This window comes from Marinomonas gallaica, from assembly GCF_001639745.1.
Taxonomy (GTDB): domain Bacteria; phylum Pseudomonadota; class Gammaproteobacteria; order Pseudomonadales; family Marinomonadaceae; genus Marinomonas; species Marinomonas gallaica.
Genome location: NZ_LTAX01000044.1, coordinates 1 through 1,415 on the forward strand (window position 1 = coordinate 1; position 1,415 = coordinate 1,415).

The 1,415-nt window shown below is 44.8% G+C and carries 1 protein-coding gene; it reads right to left on the minus strand.

The genetic code is table 11. The features are described from left to right. Position 1: 1 nt before the first annotated feature. Complete coding sequence (locus AYW76_RS18495; protein ID WP_067224026.1) at positions 2-1,336, minus strand: IS4 family transposase; 1,335 nt, start codon at positions 1,334-1,336, stop codon at positions 2-4. Positions 1,337-1,415: the final 79 nt, after the last annotated feature.

The following is a 1,415-nucleotide window of genomic DNA, read 5'->3' on the forward strand; positions in this document are numbered from 1 at the left end:
TTCACTTAAGCGAAACAGCATTACGAGATACTGGATACCTCGTCTTTGATTGCTTTACCATGCGGGGCCTACTAGGCCTCGCTTTATTTTGTTTCAAAAACAAATTACATATTCCCGACCTTAGATTTTTAAGGCGCATTCCAGTCTTTGATTCCGGTTTAGCCGCGGCCATCACGATTAAATTCGAAGCAATATAAGTAAAGGCCATTTTAAAACGTATCTCACTTGCGCGCTGACCATGTGCTGCCGCTGCATGACTCGCTTCTCGACGAACAACATTATAAGCCAACAACATCCCCCACATTTCTTGGTAGATTAAGTCGACTGTCTTACTGCGTAGCGTAATCGCGTTATTTAGCATCGAGGATTTGATATCGCGAAACCCTAACTCAATCTCCCAGCGTTGCTGATACAACAGAGCTATTTGGTCAGCGGTGTAGTCACTCTGAGGAAGAGAAGTAAGTACCGTTCTAGGCTTTCCTTGAACTTCATAAGTAACGGCTCGCACATCCCAGTATGCTGGCAACGCAGCATTCTTTTTACGTGCTTGAGGTGAGACGGTCATACGCCATAAAGCATCTCCGTCCCCGTACTCTTCGACGACCTCGTACACAGCATTACTACGTTTAGGTATCAACCAATGCCGCTCATTGCCTCCATTCATCAAGGTATGCATTAGACTGGCACTCCAGAAGTTCCGGTCTAGCAGTGTGATGCTACGATCAGGAATCTTATCTAACATAGCCTCTGCCAGAGGTGTTTCAGCTGTTCTATAATCACCTACTTGAGCATCTAAAATAACATGAGAGTGGGTGTTCATCAGCGCGACACAACGTAACAGCGGATAAGCACTTTGTTTTATGGTGGCATTGCTGGCACTACCAAAATGCGCTTGTAGATCGGGTGTGTCTGGCGTACGGAAAATAACCCCGTCGATAGCGAATACTTGTAGCCCTTGCCAATCATCCTTAGCAAATCGTTCATTAGCCCAATGCTCGCCGGTGCGCTGAAAAAGCCATTGCATAGGATTAGATCCAAGGCGCTGCCTTGCTTGGGATATCCCGCTTTTAGCAATCAGTTGCTCAGAAGAGAGCCCTTCAGAACAAATATTTAATCGTCTAGCCACTTCCTCAATCGACTCATCTCGAAAAAGAGCCATACCTAGGACCAGCCAAAGCACTTGGTCTTCAGGTAATCGTCGGCGTCTAATGGTTGCTTTTGAAGAAAGCGTTAATGCCGATTCAATCCATTCCACAGGAATGTTTTGAGTGAAAGTTGAGTGGTCGGAGAAAGAGTGAAGTTCTTCGATACTGAGTAAGAGCTGCTGAATAGACATAAAAAAATCCGATTAAGAATGCTTAATCGGATTTTCTTGGGCTATTTAACTTAATGCAATCCTTAAGTGAACAGCATTA